Origin of the sequence: Loktanella sp. R86503 (genome assembly GCF_042466455.1) — a bacterium.
GTDB lineage: Bacteria > Pseudomonadota > Alphaproteobacteria > Rhodobacterales > Rhodobacteraceae > Loktanella.
The window spans coordinates 178,596-197,500 of record NZ_JAXHCI010000001.1 but is presented as its reverse complement, the minus strand read 5'-3'; the positions used below and the strand labels follow the sequence as shown (position 1 = coordinate 197,500).

Genomic DNA, 18,905 nt, shown 5'->3' with positions numbered 1-18,905 from the left:
GGTGCTAACGTCCGGTGTGAAGAGGGAAACAACCCTGACCTACGACTAAGGCCCCTAATTCATGGCTAAGTGGGAAAGCAGGTGGGACGACCAAAACAACCAGGAGGTTGGCTTAGAAGCAGCCATCCTTTAAAGATAGCGTAACAGCTCACTGGTCTAAATAAGTTGTCCTGCGGCGAAGATGTAACGGGGCTCAAGCCATGAGCCGAAGTCTAGGGTGTATAGCAATATACGCGGTAGCAGAGCGTAGTGTGACATAAGACTTTGTCTTATCCTGATCTCTTGATCCTGGCGCAGACGATTATGAGAGGGTTCGCCCTCAAGTAGCCGAAGGCGGTAGGGCATAAAGAGAGGTCAGAAAAGACGAAGTCTTTTCTGTGAAGCCCCCCTGTGAGGGATGGGGTGGAGAGATCACTAGTGAGAATGATGACATGAGTAGCGACAAAGGGAGTGAGAGACTCCCTCGCCGAAAGTCCAAGGGTTCCTGCTTAAAGCTAATCTGAGCAGGGTAAGCCGACCCCTAAGGCGAGGCCGAAAGGCGTAGTCGATGGGAACCAGGTTAATATTCCTGGGCCGTGGAGTGGTGACGGATCTGAGACGTAGTTCATCCTTATCGGATTGAATGGGCTGCCAACAGGTTCCTGGAAATAGCCCTCCTTTAAGATCGTACCCTAAACCGACACAGGTGGACTGGTAGAGAATACCAAGGCGCTTGAGAGAACCACATTTAAGGAACTCGGCAAAATACCTCCGTAAGTTCGCGAGAAGGAGGCCCGTTCAGAACGCAAGTTTTGGGCGGGGGCACAAACCAGGGGGTGGCGACTGTTTACTAAAAACACAGGGCTCTGCGAAGTCGTAAGACGACGTATAGGGTCTGACGCCTGCCCGGTGCCTGAAGGTTAAAAGGAGGAGTGCAAGCTCCGAATTGAAGCCCAGGTAAACGGCGGCCGTAACTATAACGGTCCTAAGGTAGCGAAATTCCTTGTCGGGTAAGTTCCGACCTGCACGAATGGCGTAACGACTTCCCCGCTGTCTCAAATGTGGACTCAGCGAAATTGAATTGCCTGTCAAGATGCAGGCTACCCGCGGTTAGACGGAAAGACCCCATGCACCTTTACTACAACTTTACACTGGCATCAGGTACAGCATGCGCAGGATAGGTGGTAGGCTTTGAAGCCGGGACTCTGGTCCTGGTGGAGCCTCCCTTGAGATACCACCCTTGCTCTGCTTGATGTCTAACCGCGGTCCGTTATCCGGATCCGGGACCCTGTATGGTGGGTAGTTTGACTGGGGCGGTCGCCTCCCAAATTGTAACGGAGGCGCGCGAAGGTTGGCTCAGAGCGGTCGGAAATCGCTCGTTGAGTGCAATGGCAGAAGCCAGCCTGACTGCAAGACTGACAAGTCGAGCAGAGACGAAAGTCGGCCATAGTGATCCGGTGGTCCCGCGTGGAAGGGCCATCGCTCAACGGATAAAAGGTACGCTGGGGATAACAGGCTGATGGTGCCCAAGAGTCCATATCGACGGCACCGTTTGGCACCTCGATGTCGGCTCATCTCATCCTGGGGCTGGAGCAGGTCCCAAGGGTACGGCTGTTCGCCGTTTAAAGAGGTACGTGAGCTGGGTTTAGAACGTCGTGAGACAGTTCGGTCCCTATCTTCCGTGGGTGTAGGATACTTGAGAGGAGTTGCCCCTAGTACGAGAGGACCGGGGTGAACGATCCACTGGTGGACCTGTTGTCGTGCCAACGGCAGTGCAGGGTAGCTATGATCGGACAGGATAACCGCTGAAGGCATCTAAGCGGGAAGCCCCCCTCAAAACAAGGTATCCCTGAGGACCGAGGTAGACCACCTCGTCGATAGGCCAGAGATGTAAGCGCAGCAATGTGTTCAGTTGACTGGTACTAATGGTCCAATAGGCTTGATTTGATCCAGTAGAAGCTAGACTTCAAAAGAACAAATCAAAATACATACACACCACAACATCAGTTGTGCTGACTTGAACAACGGTCCGCGTAAATACGCAGGCCGCTGATGTGAAAACGCGGGAAAACAAAAAACCCGCCGTCTGTGTTTTTTTGGTGTGGTGATCATAGCGTGAGCAAAACACCCGATCCCATCCCGAACTCGGCAGTTAAGTGCCACTGCGCTGATGGTACTGCGTCTTAAGACGTGGGAGAGTAAGTCATTGCCACACCTAATAAACACAGACACCTATCTCTCGACGATCTAAAAACAAATAATGCATCATACGGACAAAAAACGTCCAAAATGGCGCGGGATGGAGCAGCCCGGTAGCTCGTCAGGCTCATAACCTGAAGGTCGTAGGTTCAAATCCTACTCCCGCAACCAAGAAAATCTTACTCGATCGCGAAATGGCCTCCTTCGAGAGGCATTTTGCGTTTGGCACACCCCCTGCATTCAGAGAACGCAGCCGCGCCAAGCTGCGGTAAGCGTCTGGTCAGGGCGCCTTTGACCTATCCAAGGTTTTGATCCATGTCAGCGTGACGATGCTTGCGGCCATTGCGATCATTACAGGTGCGGTAAGGTAGGGCGCGGTCATGCATCCCTCGCTGATGGCGAAACGGGTGATATCATCTGCCTCGCGCCAAGTGCTAACGTTGAGCGCAACCATGAGCATCAAGATCACGATTGCGACCGCAGAGAACTAGGCTGACCCTAAGTGGAGGGTGGACCTGTCGCGTTTTGTGCCGCCCCAAGTGCTCGTTCAGGCCACCTTGCGTTCGAAGGCGACAGGGCTTTTCCAGCCCAATGCTAAGTGGCGTCGTCGTGGATTATAGTACCCGTTGATATAGTTAAAGACCGCCATCTCAGCCTGTCTGCGGGTGCTCCAGCTGTCCCGCCAGATCAGCTCTGCCTTGATGGTTTTAAAGAACGTTTCAACGGCGGCGTTGTCGTAACGATTGCGCTTCCCGCTCATCGATACTCTGAAGCCGTGCTGGCGTAGGATCTTCCGATAAACAAGAGAACGAAATCGGCTGCCTCGGTCCGTATGGTGGATGCCGTCTTTCGGCGGTGACCGGAATGCTTGGCATCAGCAAGGCTTTGATCGCCAGATCGCGCTTCATGCGGTTACTGACGGCCTAACGAATGGCCTGCCTTGAATGCAGATCGAGAAGCGAGACCCTGTCCGCCATTGGTCCAAGGATAGTGGTCGAGCGCCAGATAAAACCATCCCTCAAGCGTCCAAATGTAACTGATGTCACCAATCCAATTTTGGTTTGGGCCATCAGCGTTGAAGTCGCGATCCAACAGGTTTTGTGCCATATTGCACTTGTGATCACTGTCCCCCTCTTGGCAGATTGCTGTGCAATCGCCTGCCGGGCAATGGTCGTGACCTTGCGTTTGCGTGTCCTGATAACTGATATGCCATTCTGACGCATCAATCGGCCAACACCGCGGTGACCGATGTTCAAGCCGATCTCTTTCAGCTCTTCGGTCATCCGTGGTCTACTATAGCTCAGACGGGATTGCTCTTTGATGTGCGCCAACGTCACCATATCAGATCGCTGTCTGTGGCTGGCAGGGCGGCTGCGAAAGGCCCGCAAGCCGACACCTACGACTTTGCGCAAACGGTTCGCTGGACGGCAATCTATGTGTTCTTCGATGAATCTAAATTTCATTATTTAAGACTCGCGAAGGACTGGGTGGCTTTTTCGAGATGTCCCGGTCCCCCCTGAGGATGCAGACCTCGCAACCAAGCCGGTCATTCTTTTGAGTCAGTCCTAAATCCTCTTTCGAGACCACATCTGCGCCCGGTGCGCCGTGATCTATTTATTCAGCGTCGACATTCCGACACCTGGATCATCAGCAAGCGGCAATACACCGTGACAGGTCCAAAATAGCGAATACGACCGTAGAGCAGATTTGCAATGTCCATCTAATGCCCCTGTGCAGACTACGATCTAAAATGCCTTTGCGTTTCACGCCGAGAATCCGTCCAAGATATAGAACTGCGCAATACCAATTTCAGGGAATCATCCCCATCCTGATTATGCCCTTCAATGCCGTTCTGCAGCCAACCCAAAGGCTTCGTCGCCGTGTGGGATCACGTGGGTGCCGGACATGATACCGCTGCGCCCGACCACCTTGACAGAACATTCGTGACGATTGGCCGGCTGGGGGCACGTAATGGCGATCTGTTCTATCACCTGCACCCGCAGGTTCTGCAGCGCTGCGACATCATCGCAACCGCTCATGCGCAAGCGCCGACCTTGTATCGTCGATCCGGTGAAACAGCCGGAGATTGATGCCATTCTGGACTAGTTTTATGGCTGAACGCATCGCCGTGCCGCAAGATGTCTAGCATCTAGTAGCATGGCGATGGTTTCGACCGTTAGTCTGTTAGGCTGATTGTGCTGCCGCGCGCCAGCGCGCAGCATAGGACAGCCAGTCGCTGCCATCTTCGGTGATGGGCGCGATGTGGGCTGGAGCAGGGGGATGCTGCCCTTCTGGCGCGGCCAAAAGCGCGGCGCCCAAACTGGTGCCGGTGCTGGAAGCGGTGGCCTGCACCGGCCGGCCCGTTGCGGCGGCGAGCATCCGCAGAAAGGGCTGGTTTTTGGTAAACGCCCCTTCGACAATGACAGGACCGCCCGCACCAATCAGATCAAGGCAGGTCGCCGTCATCATCGCAAGATAGAAGCCCACGGCAACCGCGCGCTGCGACGAACCGCTTGATGGCTCCTCCCCCAGCCAATGGGGTGCCGCATCTGGAAAGGGGCCGGTGCCCTGAACGACTGCGGGCATCAGCATGGTGCCCGCTTGCAGCACCTGTCGTTGCGCCGCTTCGTCAGGTGCGGGGGACTTGCCGGGCATCAAGAGATCAAAGGATCGCCCGCCCATGAACCGGGCGGACCGCACTGGATTGCCCGTCGCATCAACGTTGATCAGGGTGTCGCGGCCGGGGTCCAGCGCAACCGCCGCGCCGCCGATGGCCATGGCGATGACCCATGTCCCGGTCGATACAATGGCAAATGGGCCCGTCCGGGCGATCAGATGCGGATAGAGCGAGGCATTGGAATCGTGGATGCCGCAGGTCACGGGCGTTTCGGCGGGCAGGCCGGTCAGTGCCGCGACCTCTTTGGTCAGTGTGCCTAGCCGATCCGTCGACTTGCGCGGCGGTGCGATCTTGTCGCGAATATCAAGCTTGTCCACGAGGCTGGAAAACTGGCCCGTGTCGGGGCACCACAGGTCCGTATGACAGCCCAGCGACGTAACATCCGTTGCCATTGCGCCAGTCAGGCGAAACCCCCAATACTGGGGATAGGTGACGATCGTGCGGGTGCGGGCGTGCAAGCTAGGGTCCTGCTGAAACTGCCAATACAACTGAAGCCCAAGGTTCAGCCCGCCATCCAACGGGGCAGAGCCCGTCTGCGCAAAATCGGGTCTGATCTGGTCGTATCGCCCGCGCAGATGCGCGGGCGCGCCGTATTCATAGTCAAGCACGGGGGCTGCCAAATTGCCCTGGGCGTCCAGCAGGGCGGCGCTGGCCCCGTGGGTGGTCACGGAAATCGCACCGATCCCGTGCGAGAGGTGGAACTGCCCCAACGCCTTAGTCAGAAAGCGCCAGTGCCCTTCGACGTCGAAGTGCGGATAGGGCGGACCTCGCAGTACCCTATTGGGGCGCGTCACGACTGCCACCTCTGCCCCGGTGGCGGGATCGATCAGCGCCAGCTTTGCATTGGTTTTACCGATGTCGATGACAGCGACATGGGTCATGGCAGGTGAAAGACCTGCGTCAGCGGCACGGTGACGGGTGAATTATCCGCATTCGTTTCCATCAGATCCGCCATATAGGTCCACCATTCCTGCATAAGCTGGGTTTGCGGCAATGCATCCATCGTATGATCGCTGCGCCGCCACAGTACGGCGAACAACGTGTCCGTCGCCGGGTCCAGATGGATCGAATAGTCGCTGACACCCGCATCACGCAGCAATGTCCCCAAGGCGGGCCAGATTTCATCATGGCGGCGTTTGTATTCGGCCTGCTGGCCGGGCCGCAGCTGCATAGTAAACGCGTGCTTTTCCATCACCGCCCCCGCGCCATGTTAAACAGACGGGGCAGGGCGATGACACCGATCAGCAGGGCACCGATAAAGATCGACATGACGATTCCGGGTACATTCAGCAGGCCGAGCCCGAAGGTCACAAGCCCCATGATAAAGGCCGCGATGACGACGCCGGGAATTGTGCCGGATCCGCCAAGGATATTGATTCCGCCAAGCACGACCATGGTCACGACCTCCAGCTCTAGCCCCACGCCGATGCTGGGGCGGGTAGAGCCAAGGCGCGAGGTCAGGCAGACAGCCGCAAGGCCAGACATCAGGCCTGTCAGCACAAAAAGGATAAACTTGACTCGCGGCACGCGAATGCCGCTGAACAAAGAGGCAGTAGGATTGTTGCCAATGGCATAGACCGCGCGGCCGAAGTTTGTCCGGTGCAGCAAGATGCCAAATCCGACGGCCAGCAGGGCAAAGATCAACATCTCGACCGTGAAGACCCACCAGATATAGCCCTGACCGAACCACGCAAAGCTTTCGGGGTAGCCGCGATAGGCACCATCACCCAGAACGATAAAGCTGATGCCGCGAAACAGGCTCATGGTACCGATGGTCACAACGATGGACGGCAAGGCAAGTTTGGTCACCAACGCTCCGTTAAAGACCCCGCACAGCACGCCGGTGCCAAGACCGATCATCACCAGTCCCGTGGTGTCGACGCCATGTTGCGCCGCATACCCCATCGCGGTCGAGGCCAGGGCGATAATTGCTGCGACAGACAAATCAATTTCTCCTGCGATGATCAGCAGGGCCATTGCAAAGGCGATCATCGCCTTTTCGGTAAAGTTGAAGGTGGCGTCCGACAGGTTCCACGCATTTAAAAAGTAAGGCGATGCAATGGCATTTGCGATGATAATCGCGATGGCCACCACAACCAGAAGCGCCTCCCAGCTATAGATGATGCGGTGGCTGCGTGTCGTCAGACGGTTCGGCAAGCTACGGCCGGTTTGTTGTGTTGCGTCGCTCATGTCTTTGGCCCCGTTGTGCGTAGGATCAGGCGGCCTTTAGGCCGGTTGCTACGTGAATTCAGGATAACCGCGATAATGATCGCCGCGCCGGAAATTGCCATTTGCCAGAATGGAGAGATGTCGACCACCGGCAGTGCGTTCTTGATCACGCCAAGGAAAAGCGCGCCCAAGACCGCGCCAAACACGCTGCCAATGCCGCCAGCGATAGAGATGCCACCGATAACGCAGGCGGCGATCACGTCCAGCTCGAACCCGCCGGCGATATCGACATAGGCGACGGCATAGCGCGATACCCACAAATATCCGGTCAGGCCGGATAAAGCCCCTGCGATGGTGAAGGCCATGAATTGCGTGCGGCCCACATTAATACCGGTATAGACGGCCGCATGTGGATTTCCGCCTACGGCAAAGAACGACCGTCCCAGCGGCGTGCGGGCAATCATCAGCACAAAGCCTGCGACGCACAATATGGCGCACCAGGACAACACCGGCAGCCCAAGAAAGACGGCGCGGGGCAGGGCCTTAAACGGGGCGGACATTTCATGGCTGTTCACCCATGCCCCGTCAGAGATCAGAAAGATGATGCCGCGATAGATGGTCAGAGTGCCTAGGGTCACAACAATCGGCGGTATGCCTACCTTCCAGACCAAAATACCGTTAAACGCCCCCAGTAAACCGCCCAGCAGAACGACAGCGGTGATAATCACAATGACCGGCAGACCCGGAAACGCGACGTTGAGCAAGGCGGCGACCATCCCGCACAACGCTAGATTGGCCGCGACGGACAGATCGATACAGCGCGTCACAATCACAATCATCTGGCCCAATGTCAGGATGATCAGCGGTGCGCTGTCATTAAACACGCGTCCCAAATTGGCCGGGGCGATAAAGCCGGAAAACCGCGTGGCAATCAGCAGGCAAAGAGCGACCAAGGCGGCGAGCAGCGCGGCCTCTCGGGTCAGGGCAAAACGGCGCAGCATTACGCAGCCATCCCGATGCCGGCGGCATGTCGCACTAGGTTATCGGGCGTCAGCTTGTCTCCTGTCAGTTCAGCGACCATGCGACCTTCTCTCATGACGATGACGCGGTCCGACATGCCCATTACCTCTGGTATTTCGGAACTGACCATGATGACCGACAGGCCCATGGCGGCCAGCTCTGCCATGAAACTGTGGACAGCGGCCTTGGAGCCGATGTCGATGCCCTTTGTCGGCTCGTCTAGGATGATGACGCGGGGCTCGGTGGCCAGCCATTTGGCGATGACGACCTTTTGCTGGTTACCGCCGGACAATTTGCCAACGTCCTGATCCAGCGACGCGGCGCGTAGGTCCAGCCGCTGGGTATATTCGCGGGCGAGGTCGAATTCCTCTGCCAATCGGATAAAGCCGTGGCGAGACGTCTTGCCAAGCGAGGGCAGGGTGACATTCTGAAAAATAGGCATATCAGTGATCGCACCCTGTTTGCCGCGGTCTTCAGGCACATAGACGATGCCGGCATTGACGGCGTCGGCGGGCGAGCGGATTACCGTAATCTTGTCGCCGATGCGGCAAACACCCTTGGAGGGTGTGGTGATCCCGATCAGCGATTGCATGAACTCTGACCGGCCAGCGCCGACCAAGCCATAAAAACCAAGGATTTCACCCTTGTGCAGCTTAAAGTTGATGTCGTCGAATTCGGTAGGATGGGCATAGCCCGTGACCTGCAAGACCACCTCTCCCGGGGCGTGAACGCGCTGGGGAAAGATCTGGTCGACGCTGCGTCCGACCATCATTTGCACCAGATCGTCCTGACCTACACCCGCCATAAGGCCGTCACCGACGAACTGGCCGTCACGAAATACGGTGTATCGGTCAGCTATGCGAAAGATTTCGTCGAACTTGTGGCTGATAAATAGGATTGCCTTGCCTTGCGACTTCAGGTGCTCGACCAGCTTATAAAGCTCTTCAATTTCTTTTTGAGACAATGCGGCCGTAGGCTCGTCCATAATTACGACGCGGGCATCAATCGACAGGGCGCGGGCGATAGCGACAAGGTGTTTTGACGCGATACCAAGATCGCGCAGCTTTGCATCTGGGTCCAGCGGCGCACCAATGCTGTCTAGCAGTGCGCGGGCGTCCTGTGTCATGCGGGCGGTGTCAATCAGGCCAAAGCGGCCGCGGGGCGCATGACCGATAAAGATGTTTTCGGCCACGGACAATTCGTCGAACAGGACGGTTTCTTGATGAATAGCCGTGATCCCATGGCGGGATGCGTCATGGGGGGTGGCAAATCTCACAGGCTTGCCATCCACAAGGATTTGCCCGCCGTCAGGCCGATAGATCCCCGTCAAGGTTTTGACGACCGTAGATTTGCCTGCGCCGTTTTCTCCGATCAACGCCGTAACCTGGCCGGGATAAAGCGACAGTTTCACCTGATCCAGCGCGGTGACACCAGGGAACGTCTTAACAATGCCATCAAGGGCAACAACAGGAATATCGGACATAATGGGGGCTTTCGAGTAAAGGTGTGGGCCCCGGCGACAAGCACCGGGACCCCCTGCGATTAAAAAATCGACTTGAACTCTTCGATGTTGGACGCGTCATAAACAAACGGGTCGGCCATCGCGCCCGCGTTCGTGTCGTCCAGCGTCAGCGTGCCCATACGGCCCATCGGAATTTCTGCGCCGGGTTCAGCAACAGCGCCGTTCTGGCTCAGCTCGTAGGCCAGCATGGTAGCAGAGTAACCAAGATCAATAGGGTTCCAGATCGCAAAGGATTTGGACGCACCCGATTCAATGGCACCAGCCATTTCAGACGGCAGGCCCAAACCAGTCACATTGACCTCGCCAACCTTGCCGGCGTCAACAACGGCCTGCGCTGCGGCCACGATGCCAACGGATGTTGGCGCGATAATTGCCTTCAGGTCGGGGTAGGTTTGCATCAGGCCGGTCGCCTCGCGGTAGGATTTGTCCGCCAGATCGTCACCGTATACAGTGCCCACAACATTGATGCCGGGATAGTTGGGCAGCACCTTTGTCATTTCTTCGATCCAGATGTTCTGGTTGGTCGAAGTTGTCGTGGCCGAAAGAACAGCCACGTCGCCGCCATCTGGCAAGTGGTCCGCGGCCAGCTTGACAATCATGTTGCCGATCAGCGGGTTCGATGACGGGTTCAGGTGTAACTGACGACCTTCTTCTGCAACGCCGGAGTCCCAGCTAAGCACTGTGATGCCGCGGTCCATTGCTTTTTTCAACGCTGGCACAAGGGCATCCGTGTCGTTGGAAGAGATCGCGATTGCATCGACCTGTTGCGCGATCAGGCTATTGATGACTTCAATCTGGCCTTCTGCGGTGGTGTCGGTGGGACCAGTGTAGATAATTTCTACGTTGCCCAACTCCGCTGCGGCTTCTTCAGCACCCTTTGCGGCTGCTTCAAAAAATCCAATGCCAAGCGCCTTGACGACCAGCGCGATACGCACGTCGTCCTGTGCCATCGCCGGGCTGGCGATCATGGTTGCGGCCATCGCGGCCCCGCCAATTAGTTTCGTTAAAACACCCATGTTGTATCCTCCCAGATAAGTATGGTGGGGCAGTGCCCCGGGTTCAGGTGGCCGTGGCCTGCGCGCTTGCAGCTCCCGGTGTCGTGACGATTAACGTGACGTCCGCTGCCTCCAACATTGCGGCGTCACGGTCGGTGATGCGGTCGTCGGTAATGACCGTGTCGATGCGGTTAAGCGGGCAAAGCAGCAGGCTGGACCGGTTCGCAAACTTGGAACTGTCGACAAGTACAATCAGCTCGTCCGCCTGGCCGATCAATTTTTGCTCGGCCTGGATCAGCAGGGGGTCCGCCTCCATTAGACCAAGCGGACCCAGCCCCTGCGCGCTCATGAACATGCGGCGCGCGTAAAAATTGCGCGTCACGTCGTTGTCGAAGGGCGACAGGATGATGTTCTGCTCCCGGTAAATGGCACCGCCGGACAACATGATCGTATTGCGTGAATGCTTGAGTAGGTGTTCGGCGATCGGAAAGCTGTTGGTAAAGACCTGCATCCGCTTAGACGCCAGCGGATGCACCATCTGAAACGTGGTAGTGCCGCCGTTGATGATAATCGGTTCACCGTCGTCGCACAGGTCGACGGCCGCGCGGGCAATCGCCTGCTTTGCTGCAATGTTAATCGTCTCGTTCAGTGCAAACGGACGCCCGGCCAGACCAGTAAAGGTTTGCGGGGTCATCGCCTCTGCTCCGCCGCGGACCCTGCGCAGCTTCTTTTGCATGTGCAGGGTGGCGATATCACGACGCACTGTCGCTTCTGATGCGCCAGTCAGGCTGCACAGATCAACGACAGTCATCACAGGCCGGTCCTGAACGGACGACAGGATGATGCGATGACGTTCTTTTTCGTGCATTGAGATTCCCCCCGAATTAGCGATCAGACTGCGGATCAAATCAGTATTCGTCAATCATTAATTTTCAAAAACAATCATTCTGCAACGCAGCATGATTGAAGATGACTAGTTATGATTGACAAGCCCATGCGCCTGCCGCAGTTTTGCAGGCAATCATAGTGGGCATTGCCCAAGGGGGGATACCGGAATGACCGACGCAAATGCGCAACCGCGCCTTAAAAATAAATGGGATGACGACACGGCCGCTGGGATGACCCAGCCGGAACTTCTGCTGTATCGGTCGAACCTTTTAGGCTCCGATAAGCGAATCACGAACTACGGCGGCGGTAACACGTCATGTAAAGTGATGCAGGCCGACCCATTGACGGGCGATCAGGTCGAGGTGCTTTGGGTCAAAGGCTCTGGCGGCGACGTCGGTTCGATCAAGATGGACGGCTTCGCTACGCTGTACATGGACAAGCTGCGCGCATTGAAGGGTCTGTATCGCGGGTTGGAGCATGAGGACGAAATGGTCGGCTATCTGCCGCACGCAACGTTCAATCTTAATACTCGTGCAGCGTCCATCGACACGCCCTTGCACGCCTATGTGCCGCGCAAGCATGTCGATCACATGCACCCCGACGCGATCATCGCGATTGCCGCCAGCGTCAATTCAAAGGAGCTGACGCAGGAAATTTTTGGCGACGACATTGGTTGGCTGCCTTGGAAAAAGCCCGGGTTCGAGCTTGGTCTGTGGCTGGGTGACTTTTGCGAAAAGAACCCTGATGCCAAGGGTGTCGTGCTGGAAAGCCACGGGCTGTTCACATGGGACGACGATGCCAAGGCTTGCTATGCCCTGACGCTAGAGATTATCCAAAAAGCAATGGACTGGTTCGGCGCACAAACCGCTGGCAAGCCAGCTTTTGGCGGTGAAAAGCATACAGCATTGCCAGTCGATGACCGCCGCAACGTCGCCGCCCGCTTGATGCCCGCCATCCGCGGCATGGTGTCGGGTCAGCAGCATATGGTTGGTCATTTCGATGACAGCGACGCGGTGCTGGGATTTGTGAATGCAAAGGACATGGAGCCGCTTGCCGCGCTTGGCACGTCCTGCCCGGACCATTTCCTGCGGACCAAAATCCGGCCGTTGGTCGTTGACTTTGATCCGGCAAAGCCTGACGTCGATGCGACCCTTGCCGGCCTGCCGGATGCTGTTGCAGCGTATCGCGAGGACTACAAAGCCTATTACGATCGTTGCAAACATGCAGACAGCCCGGCTCTTCGTGATCCCAACGCTGTCGTCTATCTGGTGCCCGGCGTCGGCATGATCACCTTTGCCAAGGACAAAGCCACGGCGCGTATTTCGGCAGAGTTCTACATCAACGCAATTAACGTCATGCGCGGCGCAAGTACAGTCAGCACTTACCAAGGTCTGCCAGAGCAGGAAGCATTCGATATCGAATACTGGCTTTTGGAAGAGGCAAAGCTGCAGCGCATGCCTAAGCCAAAAGCGCTGGCAGGGCGCGTCGCTCTTGTAACGGGCGGTGCTGGCGGCATTGGTTCTGCCACGGCTGAACGCTACCTGCGCGAAGGGGCCTGCGTCATGCTGGCCGATATCGACGAGGCGGCATTGGTCGAAACCGTCGCGGGTCTGTCCGCTAGTTTTGGCCCCGACGTTGTGCGTAGCACGCTGATGAACGTCACGGACGAAGCCGCCGTTACGCAATCCTATACGGATATTGCTGTCGCGTTTGGCGGCGTCGATATCCTGGTCTCGAACGCCGGCATTGCATCCTCTGCCCCGGTCGAGGACACCTCGCTTGAGATGTGGAACCGCAACATGGCGATCCTGTCGACCGGCTATTTCCTTGTCAGCCGCGAAGCGTTCAAGGTGATGCGCACGCAGGATATCGGTGGTGCCGTCGTTTTCGTCGCATCCAAGAACGGTCTTGCGGCCTCTCCCAATGCGTCGGCTTATTGCACGGCCAAGGCGTCGGAAATCCACCTGGCCCGCTGCCTGGCTTTGGAAGGTGCGGAGGCTGGCATCCGTGTGAACGTGGTCAACCCCGACGCTGTGCTGCGCGGGTCCAAAATTTGGTCCGGCGACTGGCTTGATCAGCGCGCTAGCACCTATGGCAAAGACAAAGACGGCCTAGAGGAAATGTATCGCCAGCGGTCCATGCTAAAGCGCAATGTGCTGCCAGAGGATATTGCCGAGGCCGCGTATTTCCTTGCCTCTGATCTGTCAGCGAAATCGACGGGAAATATCATCAACGTCGATGCGGGCAACGTTCAGGCGTTCACGCGTTAAGCGAGGAGGGGAGGAGACCACCATGATCGATCAAGATATCATTGATGCATCCAACGATGACGTCAGAACGGATCTGCACACCGATTACGAAAGCCTCGGCGCGCGCCTCGACCGCCGCGGCATCAGCATTGATGCAATCATGCAAAAGGTTGCGGGCTACGGGGTTGCGGTGCCGAGCTGGGGCGTCGGCACCGGCGGCACACGCTTTGCCCGCTTTCCCGGCGCAGGAGAGCCGCGCGGCATCTTTGACAAACTGGACGATTGCGGCGTCATTCACCGCCTGACGGGTGCAACGCCGTCCGTGTCCCTGCACGTGCCTTGGGACAAGGCCGATCCCGCTGACCTGCTTAGCAAGGCCCAAGAAGTCGGGCTAAGTTTTGATGCGATGAATTCTAACACCTTTCAGGATCAGGCCGGGCAGGCGCATAGCTACAAGTTCGGGTCCCTGTCGCACACTGATGCCGCAACCCGTGCGCAGGCGGTGGAGCACAACCTTGAATGCATCGCCCTTGGGGACAAGATTGGGTCCAAGGCGCTAACGATTTGGGTTGGCGACGGATCAAACTTTCCGGGCCAGGTAAATTTCTCTCGGCAGTTCGAACGCTATTTGGATGCGGCGGCGCAGGTCTATGCTGGATTGCCTGCCGACTGGCGCTTATTTACCGAACACAAGATGTACGAGCCTGCGTTCTATTCGACCGTCGTGCAGGACTGGGGCACAAACCTGATGATCGCGCAGCATCTTGGTAATCAGGCCTTCTGTCTGGTGGACCTCGGCCATCACGCGCCCAACGTGAACATCGAGATGATCGTCGCGCGGCTTGTTCATGCGCAAAAGCTTGGCGGCTTTCATTTCAATGATAGCAAATACGGTGACGACGATCTAGATACGGGCAGCATTGATCCGTACAGGCTGTTTTTAGTGTTCAACGAATTAGTTGCTGCAGAGGGTGTCGCGGGGTTCGATCCGATGCATATGCTGGACCAAAGCCACAACGTCACTGACCCGATCGAAAGCCTAATGTCATCCGCGATGGAAGTGCAGCGTGCTTACGTGCAGGCTTTATTGGTTAATCGCACAGAACTAGAGGGCGCACAGAACGCAAATGACGCTCTGGCTGCGCAGGCGGCACTCAAGACTGCATTCCGTACAGATGTAGAGCCAATTCTTGCTATGGCCCGTTTTGAAAAAGGTTGCGCCATTGATCCAATCACAGCTTACCGCGCTGCTGGCTATCGGGCAAAAATTGCTTCTGAACGTCCTGCTGTTGCACCAGGAAGTAGCGGGATCGTATAGCGCTGGTTAAGGTAAGCGTTAATCGGCTACGAAGATATGCTTAAGACCACCAGCCTAAGTTTGTTTTAGGCTGGTGTTTTGCAAGGTTACCATAGCGCCAAATCTGCCATGGAACGCTTCACCGCGCATATTGGCAAGAGATGATTTGGCAAGAGATTACGATGACTTCTAAAAGAAAAATTAGATCCTTGCCGAGTTTGCGCTGACTTCGCTTGGAGAGCAAAAGCGCGTGAAGGGTAATTTGATCAGCGCTTATGGCACAGGCCTTACCATAGATGGGGCGACACAGACGCCCAAGTGTCAGGCGTCGTTTATCCAGCTCAGCGTCGCATCCGTGTCACCGCCGGGCTTGTATTCGGCCCCCAGGGGTGCGTCATATCCCAGCCGCGTGATGGTGCTGAAGATGTGGGCATAGTTGACCTCGCCTTGGTCCGGGGCCCCCCGGTCGGGGACAGAGGCAAATTGGATGTGACCGATAGAAGGCAGGAGCGTTTCGATCCGGTGGGTCAGGTCCCCTTCCATCAGCTGCACGTGGTAGCAATCAAACATCAGTTTCAGGTTCGTGAACCCGACGTCGGCGATCACGGCCAGCGCGTGATCGGTTGTAATCAAGAAATAGCCCGGTGCGTCATATTTATTCAGCGGCTCGATCAGGATCGTGATCCCGTGGGGGGCCGCCTTTTCGCAGGCATAGCGCAAGTTTTCAACGAAGGTCTTATGGGCATCTCGGCCCTCCGCAAACCCGGCCATGACGTGAATGTTGGGCGTGTTGATCGCGACTGCATAGGCAATCGCCTCATCAATGGCGGCGCGCGCGTCTTTGTCGCGCCCGGGCAACGCGGACAATCCATTCTCGCCGGCCGCTACATCCCCCCGCCGAGTGTTGAGCCCCAACATGCGCAGGCCGGTTTTCTGCAAGGCCGCTGTTACAGCCTCGGTGGGCACGTCATAGGGCCAATGGCATTCCACAGCGCTAAACCCTGCTGCCTTGGCCGCATGGATCGCCTCGGGCAAGGGTCGGTCCGCCCAAAGAAACCCCAAGTTCGCAGAAAATCTCATACGTCCCACTCCACATTAAATTTTGTGATCAAGGCCTGCTGCTGTGCCTCTGTCAGCATCCGTGGGTTCATGCCACGCGTAAGCATGGCCAGCCGCGCGGTGTCTTCGAGCTCTTCGATGGCATTGCATGCGGCTTCGATATCCTTGCCGGCAACAACCGGCCCGTGATTGGCCAGCATGACCGCACTGCGCTTGCCGGCAAGCCCGCGCACAGCCTCTCCCATTGCCGGATCCCCGGGCAAAAAGAACGGCAGCAGCTTGACCTTCCCCAGCTTCATGATTCCGTAAGGCGTCAGCGGTGGCAAGAAATTATCTTCATCCGCGTCCGGCATCAGCGACAGCGCGACCGAGTGGCAGGAATGCAGATGCACCACCGCGCCTGCCGTGCTGCGTGTGTCATAAAATGCCGTATGGAGCGGCATTTCCTTCGTCGGCTTGTCGCCGTCGATATGTCTGCCGGATGCATCAAAGCGGCTGAGCCTGCTCGGATCAAGCCTGCCAAAACTTGTCCCCGTAGGGGACACCAACAGCCCGCCATCATCGGTCCGGGCAGAGATGTTGCCGGTGCTGCCACCGGTCAGTCCGCGATCAAATATAGACTTGGCCAGCAGACAGATTTGCTCGCGCAGTTTTGCTTCGCTTGTCATACTGCGCCGAGCTTTTCTTGGGCATCGGTAAAGAAGGTTTCTGTCCCGAAATTGCCGGATTTAAGTGTCAAAGCAATCTGATGCCCGCCCGACTGGCAATAGGTCCAAGGGACACCCGGTGCAATTTCTGCCCCAATATCAAGCTGGGTTACCCCAAGTGCTTTGGTAACAGCCCCCGACGTCTCGCCGCCCGCGACGATGACCCGGCGCGCCCCTTTGTCCCGTGCCGCTACAGCACAGGCTGAAAGGGTAGCCTCTACAATCTCTCCGGCACCGGCCACACCCAGTTTTTCTTGCGCTGCGCGAACGCTTTGCGGGCTGGCCGTTGCATAGATGATCGGAGCTTTGTCGAGATCTTGCCTGGACAACCAATCAAGCGCTTTTTGCGGGCCGTTCTCGGCCAATGCCTGCGGATCCAACTGGAACGCCGGAATGCCGCGGCTTGTGTAGTCGGCCACCTGTTTGTTCGTCATGGCGGAGCAGCTGCCAGACAGCACAATCGTTGCCACCCCAAGCTGCGGCGCTTTTGCCTTAGGGGCGTCTGCCGACAAAGTGCCATCCGCCAAATAGAGGGCGGGAAGAGGCATTGCTACGGCACTTCCGCCCGTCATGAGAGGCATATTACGGCAGGCTTCGGCAATAATCTCCAGATCTGAATTGGCAACGGCATCGACGACCACATGCGCCACGCCATTGGCTTTCAGCTGCGCGAGTTCATTTCGAAGGGCGTCGGATCCTTGCGCCACGGTCAACCTATCGGCCAGACCGACCGGGCGACTGACCTGCGTTTGCAGAAGCCGCATCAAGTTGCTGTCACGCATCGGGGTTAGCGGGTGGTCCCTCATGGGGCTTTCTGCCAAAGGCTGCTGTCCGACAAAAAGGTTACCCATAAAGATGGCGCGCCCGTTTTCGGGGAAAGCCGGGCAATAGATCGTCTGGTCAGTGCCAAGGTCGGCCATCAGCGCCTCGGCGACGGGGCCAATATTGCCTTCCGCCGTCGAGTCAAAAGTGGAGCAGTATTTCCAGAAGAACCTTTGCGCCCCAGCTGCCTGCAACCACTTCAACGCGGTTCGGGTCTCGGTGATCGCCTCCTCAACTGGTGCGGTACGAGACTTTAGTGCGATGACTTCGAAAGCGGCAGTTTCAGAAGGCGGGGTGTCGGGAACGCCGATGCGCAGGGAGACGCGTACGCCACTTCGTGCGAGCAAACCCGCAAGATCGGTTGCGCCTGTAAAGTCATCAGCAATGCAGCCAAGGACGGTTGTCATGCGTCCTCTCCCGGCAGGGTCAATCCAGCGTTGCGGGCATATACCTTGGCGACGGCTGCGTCGTCTTCTTGACCATGTCCCATCCCGGCAGCTGCAATAAATTGTTGTAGCGCTACCGCAGTAATGGGTGCGCTAAACTGTGCTGATTTTGCGATATCGAGTACGATGCCAAGGTCTTTGGGCCAGATGTTGATCGAACTGTGCGGCGTGTAGTCCCCCGCTACGATATGGGGCGCGCGGTTCTCCAGCATCCAGCTGGTTCCGGCGCATTTACTGATAACTTCAACAAACTTCTCAGGAGCCACGCCTTGGGTCATTCCAAAGGTCAGCGCCTCGGCCATGGTGGCGATATGGACGCCAGCCAAAAGCTGGTTCACCGCCTTCATCGCGCTGCCAGCCCCGACTTCGTCACCAAGTTCGAAAACCGTTTCGGCGATACTGTCCAGCAGTGGGCGCGCGGCAGAGAATGCTTGCGCGGTGCCGGACGCCATGATCGAAAGTTGACCGCTGGCGGCTTTGATCGACCCCCCGGAAATCGGCGCATCAAGATAGTGAACGCCGTATTCATCGCACCTTGCAGCCATGTCTTTTGCGAAGGCCGGAGGGACGGTCGCGCAGGCCAATACAACGGTGCCGGGTTTCAGTTTCGCAACGATGCCGTCCTCTCCGAACAGAACGCCTTCGGTTTGGGCGGCATTCAATACCACCACCGCAATGGCGTCCAGTGTTTCGGCGACCGTAGAAAGAGGAGCATCTTGCCCCCCTTTGGCCTGGAACTTGGCGACCTGGTCCGGGTTGATGTCAACGCCCCAGACCTTGTGTCCGCCACGCAGTGCCGAAGTGGCTATACCATAGCCCATCGAACCAAGGCCGATGATCGCAACATTTTTAGAATTCTTGGAGTTGATGGTCATT

Annotated in this window: 15 protein-coding genes, 1 tRNA gene, 2 rRNA genes and 1 pseudogene (1 of these 19 only partly in view); 5 read left to right on the top strand and 14 right to left on the bottom strand. The window is 57.0% G+C overall.

The window, feature by feature from the left end:
* The 3 genes from SJY10_RS00745 to SJY10_RS00735 all read left to right on the top strand — a co-directional run.
* A 23S ribosomal RNA gene (locus SJY10_RS00745) occupies positions 1 to 1,926 on the top strand; it begins 978 nt to the left of the window's first position.
* Between the two features lie 153 nt (positions 1,927 to 2,079).
* Positions 2,080 to 2,194, top strand: a 5S ribosomal RNA gene (rrf, locus tag SJY10_RS00740).
* A gap of 78 nt (positions 2,195 to 2,272) precedes the next feature.
* A tRNA-Met gene (locus SJY10_RS00735) sits at positions 2,273 to 2,349 on the top strand.
* Between the two features lie 109 nt (positions 2,350 to 2,458).
* Here the strand turns inward: SJY10_RS00735 and SJY10_RS00730 are convergent.
* From SJY10_RS00730 to SJY10_RS00685, 10 genes and pseudogenes are all read right to left on the bottom strand, one after another.
* Positions 2,459 to 2,647, bottom strand: coding sequence for a hypothetical protein (locus SJY10_RS00730; RefSeq protein ID WP_386679112.1), 189 nt, complete (start codon positions 2,645 to 2,647; stop codon positions 2,459 to 2,461).
* Positions 2,648 to 2,725: 78 nt separating this feature from the next.
* A pseudogene (locus SJY10_RS00725) lies at positions 2,726 to 3,833 on the bottom strand (IS3 family transposase); the annotation flags it as partial.
* A 186-nt stretch (positions 3,834 to 4,019) separates the two neighbouring features.
* On the bottom strand, positions 4,020 to 4,217 hold the full coding sequence (locus SJY10_RS00720) for a hypothetical protein (protein WP_386679111.1): 198 nt from the start codon (positions 4,215 to 4,217) through the stop codon (positions 4,020 to 4,022).
* A 145-nt stretch (positions 4,218 to 4,362) separates the two neighbouring features.
* Entirely contained in the window at positions 4,363 to 5,736 is a 1,374-nt protein-coding gene (locus tag SJY10_RS00715) for an FGGY-family carbohydrate kinase (RefSeq protein WP_386679110.1), read from the bottom strand.
* The gene (rhaM, locus tag SJY10_RS00710) at positions 5,733 to 6,047 is read right to left on the bottom strand and encodes an L-rhamnose mutarotase (protein ID WP_386679109.1); all 315 of its coding nucleotides are present in this window, start codon (positions 6,045 to 6,047) and stop codon (positions 5,733 to 5,735) included. The genes SJY10_RS00715 and rhaM overlap by 4 nt, the downstream gene beginning before the upstream one ends.
* Positions 6,047 to 7,045 carry an ABC transporter permease gene (locus SJY10_RS00705; RefSeq protein WP_386679108.1) on the bottom strand — a complete coding sequence of 333 codons (999 nt, stop codon included), beginning with the start codon at positions 7,043 to 7,045 and terminating at the stop codon, positions 6,047 to 6,049. The genes rhaM and SJY10_RS00705 overlap by 1 nt, the downstream gene beginning before the upstream one ends.
* A complete protein-coding gene (locus tag SJY10_RS00700) occupies positions 7,042 to 8,025 on the bottom strand; it encodes an ABC transporter permease (RefSeq protein ID WP_386679107.1) in 984 nt (327 codons plus the stop codon). Before SJY10_RS00700 ends, SJY10_RS00705 begins: the two co-directional genes overlap by 4 nt.
* Positions 8,025 to 9,527, bottom strand: a complete 1,503-nt coding sequence (locus tag SJY10_RS00695) for a sugar ABC transporter ATP-binding protein (RefSeq protein ID WP_386679106.1) — start codon at positions 9,525 to 9,527, stop codon at positions 8,025 to 8,027. The genes SJY10_RS00700 and SJY10_RS00695 overlap by 1 nt, the downstream gene beginning before the upstream one ends.
* 59 nt (positions 9,528 to 9,586) lie before the next feature.
* A complete protein-coding gene (gene rhaS, locus SJY10_RS00690) occupies positions 9,587 to 10,582 on the bottom strand; it encodes a rhamnose ABC transporter substrate-binding protein (RefSeq protein ID WP_386679105.1) in 996 nt (331 codons plus the stop codon).
* 43 nt (positions 10,583 to 10,625) lie between these two features.
* Positions 10,626 to 11,429 carry a DeoR/GlpR family DNA-binding transcription regulator gene (locus SJY10_RS00685; RefSeq protein ID WP_386679104.1) on the bottom strand — a complete coding sequence of 268 codons (804 nt, stop codon included), beginning with the start codon at positions 11,427 to 11,429 and terminating at the stop codon, positions 10,626 to 10,628.
* A 187-nt stretch (positions 11,430 to 11,616) separates the two neighbouring features.
* On the opposite strand from SJY10_RS00685, the gene SJY10_RS00680 reads away from it, so the two are divergent.
* A complete protein-coding gene (locus SJY10_RS00680; RefSeq protein ID WP_386679103.1) occupies positions 11,617 to 13,719 on the top strand; it encodes a bifunctional rhamnulose-1-phosphate aldolase/short-chain dehydrogenase in 2,103 nt (700 codons plus the stop codon).
* 22 nt (positions 13,720 to 13,741) lie between these two features.
* The gene (gene rhaI, locus SJY10_RS00675; RefSeq protein WP_386679102.1) at positions 13,742 to 15,016 is read left to right on the top strand and encodes an L-rhamnose catabolism isomerase; all 1,275 of its coding nucleotides are present in this window, start codon (positions 13,742 to 13,744) and stop codon (positions 15,014 to 15,016) included.
* Positions 15,017 to 15,316: 300 nt separating this feature from the next.
* Here rhaI and SJY10_RS00670 read toward each other — a convergent pair whose 3' ends face one another.
* From SJY10_RS00670 to ltnD, 4 genes are read right to left on the bottom strand one after another with little or no spacing between them, the layout of a single operon-like run.
* Positions 15,317 to 16,075, bottom strand: a complete 759-nt coding sequence (locus SJY10_RS00670; RefSeq protein WP_386679101.1) for a hydroxypyruvate isomerase family protein — start codon at positions 16,073 to 16,075, stop codon at positions 15,317 to 15,319.
* The gene (locus tag SJY10_RS00665; protein WP_386679100.1) at positions 16,072 to 16,722 is read right to left on the bottom strand and encodes an aldolase; all 651 of its coding nucleotides are present in this window, start codon (positions 16,720 to 16,722) and stop codon (positions 16,072 to 16,074) included. Before SJY10_RS00665 ends, SJY10_RS00670 begins: the two co-directional genes overlap by 4 nt.
* Positions 16,719 to 17,990 carry a 3-oxo-tetronate kinase gene (gene otnK, locus SJY10_RS00660; protein ID WP_386679099.1) on the bottom strand — a complete coding sequence of 424 codons (1,272 nt, stop codon included), beginning with the start codon at positions 17,988 to 17,990 and terminating at the stop codon, positions 16,719 to 16,721. Before otnK ends, SJY10_RS00665 begins: the two co-directional genes overlap by 4 nt.
* The gene (ltnD, locus tag SJY10_RS00655; protein ID WP_386679098.1) at positions 17,987 to 18,904 is read right to left on the bottom strand and encodes an L-threonate dehydrogenase; all 918 of its coding nucleotides are present in this window, start codon (positions 18,902 to 18,904) and stop codon (positions 17,987 to 17,989) included. The genes otnK and ltnD overlap by 4 nt, the downstream gene beginning before the upstream one ends.
* Between the last annotated feature and the right edge of the window lies 1 nt (position 18,905).

Bases quoted from the DNA above. Each gene is read 5' to 3' on its own strand.
- SJY10_RS00720 (WP_386679111.1), bottom strand. From the start codon at position 4,217: ATGAGCGGTTGCGATGATGTCGCAGCGCTGCAGAACCTGCGGGTGCAG.
- SJY10_RS00715 (WP_386679110.1), bottom strand. From the start codon at position 5,736: ATGACCCATGTCGCTGTCATCGACATCGGTAAAACCAATGCAAAGCTG.
- rhaM (WP_386679109.1), bottom strand. From the start codon at position 6,047: ATGGAAAAGCACGCGTTTACTATGCAGCTGCGGCCCGGCCAGCAGGCC.
- SJY10_RS00705 (WP_386679108.1), bottom strand. From the start codon at position 7,045: ATGAGCGACGCAACACAACAAACCGGCCGTAGCTTGCCGAACCGTCTG.
- SJY10_RS00700 (WP_386679107.1), bottom strand. From the start codon at position 8,025: ATGCTGCGCCGTTTTGCCCTGACCCGAGAGGCCGCGCTGCTCGCCGCC.
- SJY10_RS00695 (WP_386679106.1), bottom strand. From the start codon at position 9,527: ATGTCCGATATTCCTGTTGTTGCCCTTGATGGCATTGTTAAGACGTTC.
- rhaS (WP_386679105.1), bottom strand. From the start codon at position 10,582: ATGGGTGTTTTAACGAAACTAATTGGCGGGGCCGCGATGGCCGCAACC.
- SJY10_RS00685 (WP_386679104.1), bottom strand. From the start codon at position 11,429: ATGCACGAAAAAGAACGTCATCGCATCATCCTGTCGTCCGTTCAGGAC.
- SJY10_RS00680 (WP_386679103.1), top strand. From the start codon at position 11,617: ATGACCGACGCAAATGCGCAACCGCGCCTTAAAAATAAATGGGATGAC.
- rhaI (WP_386679102.1), top strand. From the start codon at position 13,742: ATGATCGATCAAGATATCATTGATGCATCCAACGATGACGTCAGAACG.
- SJY10_RS00670 (WP_386679101.1), bottom strand. From the start codon at position 16,075: ATGAGATTTTCTGCGAACTTGGGGTTTCTTTGGGCGGACCGACCCTTG.
- SJY10_RS00665 (WP_386679100.1), bottom strand. From the start codon at position 16,722: ATGACAAGCGAAGCAAAACTGCGCGAGCAAATCTGTCTGCTGGCCAAG.
- otnK (WP_386679099.1), bottom strand. From the start codon at position 17,990: ATGACAACCGTCCTTGGCTGCATTGCTGATGACTTTACAGGCGCAACC.
- ltnD (WP_386679098.1), bottom strand. From the start codon at position 18,904: ATGACCATCAACTCCAAGAATTCTAAAAATGTTGCGATCATCGGCCTT.